Origin of the sequence: Streptomyces murinus, from assembly GCF_002154555.1 — a bacterium.
Taxonomy (GTDB): Bacteria; Actinomycetota; Actinomycetes; order Streptomycetales; family Streptomycetaceae; genus Streptomyces; species Streptomyces murinus.
Map to the genome: position 1 here is coordinate 1 of NZ_MUNF01000374.1, position 7,415 is coordinate 7,415.

The window sequence follows — 7,415 nt, forward strand, 5'->3', positions numbered from 1 at the left end:
CCGGCCACCCCGCGCACCGGCGGGACGCTGGCCCAGGCCGGGCAGATCAGCCTGGACAAGCCGGTGCGCGGGGTGGCCGGGTTGAGCAGCGGCGCGGGGAACACCTGGAGCCGGTCCTGGTCCTCCCACTCGCCGGAGACCAGCCACTGCCCGTCGGGCGAGACCGCGGCGAAGGAGTTGTTCACCTTCTCGCCCGGGTCCAGCGGATGCACATAGTCGTACCGCTTGCCGTCCGGGGTGGTCACCGCGTACATCTTCGACGTGGCCGTGTCCGCGCCCTGGTAGGCGTCGAAGACATAGCCGCGCGCGATGTCCGGGTCACCCACGTGGTTCCAGCCCTTGATCCGCAGATCCAGCGGGATGTCCAGCAGTCCGCGGTGCAGCAGCGAGCCGTCGGCCCGGCTGGCGAGGCCCTGGCCGCCGCCCAGGGTGTCGGTGTACGACGTCCCGGCCGCCGTCCACCGGTCCGGCTCGGCCGCCGACGCGCTCGGGGCGGCACACACGAGGGCGCCCACCAGTGCGGTGAGCGCGGCGAGTTGACGCTTCATCAGGCTCCTGTCACAGCTGTGGAGTCGGGGTTCGCATGCAACCACGGATCGGCGGCCACCGGGTGACGGCGACGCGTCGGGTGTGCCGGTTCCGGCCGACGCCCCGGCGATCTCAGGCGACGGACCCGGTGCCTTCGAGGGACCGGCGAGGAAGCGAGGGGGCCCGGAATGTGCGCCGGGAGGCGGCGCGCGGGGATGATGTGCCGTGGCAGGGGTCTCGGGACTCGGGAAAGGTGCGTGGTGACGTGAGGCTGACGATTCTGGGCGGTGGCGGCTTCCGCGTGCCGCTCGTGTACGGCGCGCTGCTGACCGACCGCGCCCCGGGCCGGGTCACCGAGGTCGTCCTGCACGACCTGGACGCCGGCCGGCTGCACGCGGTCTCCCGGGTCCTCGCCGAGCAGGCCGCCGAGAGCCCCGACGCGCCCCGGGTGAGCACCACCACGGACCTCGACGAGGCCCTGCGCGGCGCCGACTTCGTCTTCTCCGCGATCCGCGTCGGCGGCCTCGACGGCCGGGCGGACGACGAGCGGGTCGCGCTGGCCGAGGGCGTGCTCGGGCAGGAGACGGTCGGCGCGGGCGGCATCGCCTACGGGCTGCGCACCGTGCCCGTCGCCACCGACATCGCCCGCCGGGTGGCCCGCCTCGCCCCCGACGCCTGGGTGATCAACTTCACCAACCCGGCCGGTCTGGTCACCGAGGCGATGTCCCGGCACCTCGGCGACCGGGTCATCGGCATCTGCGACTCCCCGGTCGGCCTCGGCCGACGGATCGCCCGCGTCCTCGGCGCCGACCCGAAGGACGCCTTCGTGGACTACGTCGGGCTCAACCACCTCGGCTGGGTCCGCGGCCTGCGCGTCGCCGGACGCGACGAACTGCCCCGGCTGTTCGCCGATCCCGCGCTGCTCGGCTCCTTCGAGGAGGGCAGGCTGTTCGGCCCCGACTGGCTGAGCACGCTCGGCGCCGTCCCGAACGAGTACCTGCACTACTACTACTTCAACCGCGAGACCGTCCGCGCCTACCAGGAGGCCGAGGCGACCCGCGGCGCCTTCCTGCGCGACCAGCAGGCCCGCTTCTACGCCGAGGCCGGACGCCCGGACGTCTCCGCGCTGGGCGCCTGGGACCGCACCCGCGCCGAGCGCGAGGCGACGTACATGGCGGAGAACCGGGAGACCGCGGGCGCCGGCGAACGCGAGGAGGAGGATCTCTCCGGCGGCTACGAGAAGGTGGCCCTCGCCCTGATGCGCGCCATCGCCCGTGACGCCCGTACGACCCTCATCCTCAACGTCCGCAACCAGGGCACCCTGCCGGACCTGGACGCCGACGCGGTCATCGAGGTCCCCTGCCTGGTGGACGCCAACGGCGCCCACCCCCTGGCCACCGCCCCGCTGCCCGAGCACGCCACCGGCCTGGTCTCGTCGGTCAAGGCGGTGGAACGCGAGGTCCTCGCCGCGGCCGAGTCCGGCTCCCGGGCCACCGCGCTCAAGGCGTTCGCCCTGCACCCCCTGGTCGACTCGGTGAACGTGGCGCGCCGGCTGACGGACGGCTACCTCGCGGTCCATCCGGGCCTCGCCTACCTCAAGTAGACCGGCTCAACAGGCACTTGAACGCCGCACCCAAGTATGTTCTTGTGGAGCAGACAAACCGCTGATGGGAAGGGGAACACGGGGTGGAGCCGACGGCCGGTCCCGGCCAGTTGCTGGCCATCAGCGATCTGCACATCTCCTACCCGGAGAACCGGGCGCTCGTGGAGCAGCTGCACCCGACGGGCGAGGAGGACTGGCTGATCGTCGCGGGCGACATCGCGGAGACGGTGGAGGACATCCGCTGGACCCTCGCCACCCTCACGGCCCGCTTCCGCAAGGTCCTGTGGACCCCGGGCAACCACGACCTGTGGACCCATCCGAAGGACCCCGTACAGCTGCGCGGCGTCGCCCGCTACGAGCACCTGGTCCAGGTCTGCCGCGAACTCGGCGTCCTCACCCCCGAGGACCCCTACCCGGTGTGGCAGGGCCCCGGCGGCCCGGTCGCCGTCGCCCCGCTGTTCCTCGGCTACGACTACAGCTTCCTGCCCGCCGGCTGCGCCACCAAGGCCGAGGGCCTCGCCTACGCCGAGAGCACCGGCATCGTCTGCAACGACGAGTACCTGCTGCACCCCGATCCGTACCCGAGCCGCGAGGCCTGGTGCCGCGAGCGGGTGGCACGGACCGAGGAGCGGCTCGCGGCGCTGCCCGCGGACCTGCCGACCGTGCTGGCCAACCACTACCCGCTGCACCGGCACCCCACCGAGGTGCTGTGGCACCCCGAGTTCGCCATGTGGTGCGGCACCGAGCTGACCGCCGACTGGCACCGCCGGTTCCGCGTCGCCACCATGGTCTACGGCCATCTGCACATCCCCCGCACCACCTGGCACGACGGAGTCCGCTTCACCGAGGTCTCCGTCGGCTACCCCCGTGAGTGGCGCAAGCGTTCGCAGAAGCCGGGCACGGCGCGCCGCATCCTGCCGATGGAGGAGAGGGAGGAGGTGGAAGCCGGTGATCGAGGAGCTGCTCCCGGAGTCGGTCGTGGCCGTGGAGGCACTTCGTGACGACCCGCTGTGGGACACCCCCCTCCACCCGGAGGAAGAGGTGCTGGTCGCGCGTGCCGTGGCCAAGCGGCGCCGCGAGTTCGCCGCCGTGCGCGGCTGCGCCCGGCGCGCCATGGAGAAGCTGGGCATCCCGCCCAGGCCCGTGGTCAGCGGTGAGCGGGGCGCCCCGCAGTGGCCGGCGGGCATCGTCGGGAGCATGACCCATTGCGACGGCTACTGCGCCGCCGCGCTGGTGCGCGCCACCGACCTCGTCTCGCTGGGCATCGACGCCGAACCGCACGGCCCGCTGCCCGACGGCGTCGGTCCCTCCGTCTTCCTGCCCGCCGAGACGGCACGCCTCGCGCGCCTCGCCGAGCAGCGGCCCGCCGTGCACTGGGACCGGATCCTGTTCAGCGCCAAGGAGTCGGTGTACAAGGCGTGGTTCCCGCTCACCCGCAAGTGGCTGGACTTCTCCGAGGCCGACATCACCCTGTGTCCGTCCCCCGACGGCGCCCCGCACGGCACCCTGCACGCCGAACTCCTGGTCCCCGGCCCCCTCGTCGGCGGCCACCGCCTCCAGGTCCTCGACGGCCGCTGGGCCGCCCGGGACACCCTGGTGACCACCACGGTCGTCATCCCACACCCCGCCTGACGGGCCCGGGCGCCGCCTGACGCCCGGGCGCCCGGCTGACGAGCCCGGGCGCCCGACGATCACCGCTACGGCGGTCCCGCGTCCCCCGGACCGGCCCGCCGTCCGTTCAGCCGGCCGGCGGGCACCACTCGCCCAGCATCCGGAAGAACTGCTCCTCATTGCCCGCGAGGCCCGCCCGGGTCAGGGCCGTCTCCGCCTCGGCGAGCACGGACGGCGGCACCAGGGCGGGCGGCGCCCCCTGCGGTGGACCGTCGAAGGCGGCGCGCACCGTGTGCAGCAGCCTCAAGTAGGCCTGGACGGCGGTGCGCTCATGATCGGTCAGTACGGCGGTGGGCATCGGTCGGCTCTCCCCGAGTAGGCGGCACGGTCAGGCGCGCTGCGGCGCACGCACACCAGCTTGCCGCCCACCACTGACAATCGGGCGAAACCGCACCTCGGCCTGTGTCCCGGGCGCTGTCAGGCCTCCGGCCGCTTCACGCTCTCCAGGAGCATGTCCAGCCATTCCGCGACCTTGTCCCGGTGCTGGTCGGTCGGCAACTGCGCGGCCCGCCAGGCGATTCCGCGCACCCCGTGATCCTGGAGCAGCCGTTCCAGCGGGTCCTCGGCGGGCCCGGCCGCGGCCCGCTCCCGGTCGGCCAACTTCTGGAGCAATTCCTGCTCGGTGCGCTGGAGCGCGCCCGCCAGCGCCTCCGGGTCCTCCGCCGTCAGAAACCCGGCGTGCACCCGGAAGAAGCGCTGCAACGCGTCGCAGTGCTCCATGGTGGGCCGCCGGTCGCCGTTGATCAGGGCACCGGCCTGCTGCCGGGACATGCCCGCGCCGTCGGCGATCTCCTGCTGGGTGTACTTGCGGCCGTTCGGCTTCAGCCGGGTGCGCCGCAGCAGCCCGAGGCGCTGCAAAAAGCGCGCCTGGACATCGGGTTCGCCCGCCGGACGCCCGCTGAGCAGCGCCTTGACCACCGGCTCGGGCACCCCGCAGGCGACCGAGAGCCGCGCGATGTCGAAGACCTCGGCCTGGGTCACCCCGAGGCGCTCGGCGAGCGCGGTGACGCGGGCGACGACGGCCGGCAGCTGGGCGGTCGCCGCGGCGCCCGGATCCTCGTAGCCATCCGTCACCGACAGAACTCCTACGTCTCTCAAGCAAGGGCAACAGGTGCGTCCGTGCATCCCGCATGCTCGGTACCAGGACCGGCGGTCGCCGTGAACTTCCCGGAGATTAGCCCGTGCTGTGAACCCACATCCAGGTGTCGCCACAACTGTGGCGAATTTCAGCCGTCAACCGGCGTGGAATGCCACGATAGTTGACATCACTCCTCGTGGGGAAGCAGGATCGCATCGCCGCGTGAAGGCCGCAGAGGCAAGAGGGGTGACCTCCCGATGGCACATCAGGCAGGAGGGCAGTGGCCGGCGCCGCGGCCCGTCCCCGAGACCTCCGAGACCCAGTCGTACCTACAGGACTACGGCGTGCTGCTGGACGCCGTGCCCTTCCCGTCCCTGGTGGTGGACCACCGCTGGGACGTGGTGCTGGCCAATGACGCCTACGCCACGCTCTTCGGCGGGGCGCGCCCGCACCCCACGGCCATGCCCGGGGACAACTTCCTGCGGTTCGTGCTGTTCCACCCGGACGCCGGGCTCGTCCTCGGCGACCATGAGGCGGGCTGGTGCCTGCCGATGCTGGCGCAGTTCAAAGGCGCCATGGACGCCTACGGCCATGATCCCGAACTCCAGGCCATCCGCCGGGAGATCATGCAGGACCCGCTCATGGACGCCGCCTACCGGCAGGGCCTGCCGCACTGGATCCGGGCCGTCGGCGAGCGCGGCACCCGGCTCGACGGGGCCGTACGGCTGCTGCTGCACCCCGATCCGCGCCGGGGCCCCACCGAGTGCCGCATCGTGGACGAGACACCCCAGGCCCTGCGCGAACTGGGCTGCCGGCGCCTGACCCTGGTCCCGCGCGACTCCCGTGCCGCCGCGCCGGTCCGGCGCCCGCGCAGACAGCGCGCCGTGCCGGCGCATCTGACGGTGGTCCCGCCCCCGGAGAGCTGACACCTTTCGCCAGCCGTACTTTCACATCGGCGTCATCTCACCCTTCCCTGACGTTCGCCGGGCTTGGAACACTCGGCGCGGCACAGCACGGACGTCAGGACGAGAGGACCCACCCCCCCATGACCGAAGTCAACCGCCGGCGCTTCCTCCAGATCGCGGGCGCCACGACGGCGTTCACGGCGCTGTCGAGCAGCATCCAGCGCGCCGCCGCCCTGCCCGCGAACCATCGCACCGGATCGGTTCAGGACGTCGAGCACATCGTCGTCCTGATGCAGGAGAACCGTTCTTTCGACCACTACTTCGGTTCGCTCCGGGGCGTCCGGGGCTTCGGCGACCCGCGCGCGGTCAGCCAGCACGGCCGCTCCGTGTGGCAGCAGTCGGACGGCACCCGGGACATCCTGCCCTTCCACCCGGACGCCGACGACCTCGGCCTCGCCTTCCTCCAGGACCTGCCGCACAGCTGGAACGACGGGCACACCGCGTTCAACGGCGGCAAGTACGACAAGTGGGTACCCGCCAAGTCCGCCACCACGATGGCGTACCTGACCCGCCGGGACATCCCCTTCCACTACGCCCTCGCGGACGCCTTCACCATCTGCGACGCCTACCACTGCTCGTTCATCGGCTCCACCGACCCCAACCGCTACTACATGTGGTCGGGTTACGTCGGCAACGACGGCAAAGGCGGCGGCCCGGTCCTCGGCAACGACGAGAAGGGCTACGGCTGGACGACGTACCCCGAGCGCCTGGAGCAGGCGGGCGTCTCCTGGAAGATCTACCAGGACATCGGCGACGGCCTGGACGCGAACGGCGGCTGGGGCTGGATCGACGACGCCTACCGGGGCAACTACGGCGACAACTCGCTGCTCTACTTCAACCAGTACCGCGACGCGCAGCCCGGCGACCCGCTGTACGACAAGGCCCGCACCGGCACGGACGCGAAGGCGGGCGAGGGCTTCTTCGACCGCTTGAGGGCCGACGTCAAGGCCGGGACGCTCCCGCAGGTCTCCTGGATCGCCGCCCCCGAGGCGTTCACCGAGCACCCGAACTGGCCCGCCAACTACGGCGCCTGGTACGTCTCCCAGGTCCTCGACGCGCTCACCTCCAACCCCGAGGTGTGGGCGAAGACGGCCCTCTTCCTGACCTACGACGAGAACGACGGCTTCTTCGACCACGTCGTACCGCCCTTCCCGGCCGCCTCCGGTGCCCAGGGCAAGTCCACGGTCGACGCCTCGGCCGACCTGTACCCGGGCGGCGCCGGATACACGGCGGGACCGTACGGTCTCGGCCAGCGGGTGCCGATGCTGGTCGTCTCGCCCTGGAGCAAGGGCGGCTTCGTCTGCTCCGAGACCTTCGACCACACCTCGATCATCCGCTTCATCGAGCAGCGCTTCGGGGTGCGCGAGCCGAACATCTCGCCCTGGCGCCGGGCCGTGTGCGGCGACCTCACCAGCGCCTTCGACTTCTCCCGCAAGGACACCAAGCCCGTCTCCCTGCCCTCGACGGCCGGCTACGCGCCGCCGGACCACGACCGGCACCCCGACTACGTGCCCAAGCCGCCCGCGCACCCCTCGCTGCCCCGGCAGGAGCGCGGGCGGCTTGGGCACGT

Annotated in this window: 7 protein-coding genes and 1 pseudogene; 5 read left to right on the plus strand and 3 right to left on the minus strand. The window is 72.2% G+C overall.

What is annotated here, in order from left to right; genetic code table 11:
• Positions 1 to 548 (minus strand): annotated as a pseudogene (locus tag CCN72_RS22565) (hypothetical protein); the annotation flags it as partial.
• A 245-nt stretch (positions 549 to 793) separates the two neighbouring features.
• On the opposite strand from CCN72_RS22565, the gene CCN72_RS22570 reads away from it, so the two are divergent.
• The 3 genes from CCN72_RS22570 (at position 794) to CCN72_RS22580 (ending at position 3,763) form a co-directional block, all read left to right on the plus strand.
• Positions 794 to 2,131: a 6-phospho-beta-glucosidase gene (locus CCN72_RS22570; protein WP_086809090.1), complete on the plus strand. Its 1,338-nt coding sequence runs from the start codon at positions 794 to 796 to the stop codon at positions 2,129 to 2,131.
• 83 nt (positions 2,132 to 2,214) lie between these two features.
• A complete protein-coding gene (locus CCN72_RS22575) occupies positions 2,215 to 3,132 on the plus strand; it encodes a metallophosphoesterase family protein (protein ID WP_086809091.1) in 918 nt (305 codons plus the stop codon).
• A complete protein-coding gene (locus tag CCN72_RS22580; RefSeq protein ID WP_208638069.1) occupies positions 3,080 to 3,763 on the plus strand; it encodes a 4'-phosphopantetheinyl transferase family protein in 684 nt (227 codons plus the stop codon). Before CCN72_RS22575 ends, CCN72_RS22580 begins: the two co-directional genes overlap by 53 nt.
• A 106-nt stretch (positions 3,764 to 3,869) precedes the next feature.
• On the opposite strand, the gene CCN72_RS22585 is transcribed toward CCN72_RS22580, so the two are convergent.
• Together CCN72_RS22585 and CCN72_RS22590 are read right to left on the minus strand one after the other, a co-directional pair.
• Positions 3,870 to 4,100, minus strand: coding sequence for a hypothetical protein (locus CCN72_RS22585; protein WP_086809092.1), 231 nt, complete (start codon positions 4,098 to 4,100; stop codon positions 3,870 to 3,872).
• A gap of 119 nt (positions 4,101 to 4,219) precedes the next feature.
• Positions 4,220 to 4,876, minus strand: coding sequence for a helix-turn-helix domain-containing protein (locus CCN72_RS22590; protein WP_037659679.1), 657 nt, complete (start codon positions 4,874 to 4,876; stop codon positions 4,220 to 4,222).
• Between the two features lie 261 nt (positions 4,877 to 5,137).
• Between CCN72_RS22590 and CCN72_RS22595 the strand changes: the two genes are divergently transcribed.
• Together CCN72_RS22595 and CCN72_RS22600 are read left to right on the plus strand one after the other, a co-directional pair.
• A complete protein-coding gene (locus CCN72_RS22595) occupies positions 5,138 to 5,806 on the plus strand; it encodes an MmyB family transcriptional regulator (RefSeq protein WP_086809093.1) in 669 nt (222 codons plus the stop codon).
• 119 nt (positions 5,807 to 5,925) lie between these two features.
• Positions 5,926 to 7,415, plus strand: a 1,490-nt coding sequence (locus CCN72_RS22600) for a phosphocholine-specific phospholipase C (protein ID WP_086809094.1), incomplete at its 3' end; no start/stop codon positions are given.

Coding starts and splice junctions, on each gene's coding strand:
- CCN72_RS22595 (WP_086809093.1), top strand. CDS start 5,138: ATGGCACATCAGGCAGGAGGGCAGTGGCCGGCGCCGCGGCCCGTCCCC.
- CCN72_RS22585 (WP_086809092.1), bottom strand. CDS start 4,100: ATGCCCACCGCCGTACTGACCGATCATGAGCGCACCGCCGTCCAGGCC.